This window comes from Haloferax sp. Atlit-10N (assembly GCF_003586325.1).
GTDB lineage: Archaea > Halobacteriota > Halobacteria > Halobacteriales > Haloferacaceae > Haloferax > Haloferax prahovense.
On sequence record NZ_PSYX01000195.1, the window covers coordinates 1 to 432 of the forward strand.

1 protein-coding gene is annotated in these 432 nt (G+C 61.3%); it reads right to left on the reverse strand.

What is annotated here, in order from left to right; translation table 11 throughout:
- On the reverse strand, positions 1 to 432 hold a 432-nt coding region (locus tag C5B91_RS21850; protein WP_119713060.1), incomplete at both ends, for a 30S ribosomal protein S3ae.

The following is a 432-nucleotide window of genomic DNA, read 5'->3' on the forward strand; positions in this document are numbered from 1 at the left end:
CGACGCTCTCGGTGAGCGAGTCGTAGGTGTGGCCGGTGATAGCCTCTTGGGTGAGGTCGATCATAATGCGGCGGATTTCGTGTTCTTGGCTGCGGTCTGCCTTCTTCGTGGTGAAGGCGACAGGCTGGAGCTGAACACGGTGGTCGTCCTTCGTCACGGCGGTGACGTTGGCTTCGACCTTCGAGGCACCGCGGCGGACGAGGCTGCGGAGGTAGTCTCGGGTCAGCTCCTGCTGGACAAACTCAGTGTAGGCGGAGTCGCCGCCGACGTCGTTCACCTTGAACGTGAGCTTGACGTTGTTCGCACCCTGGTCGTTGTTGAGTTCGCCAAGGGTGGATTCGACGGTGCGGCCGTAGACCTTCTCGGGTTCGTCGGCGAAGGTTGCGCCGAGTTCCTTACGGTCGAAATTCTCGGGAGCGATGACCGTGTACC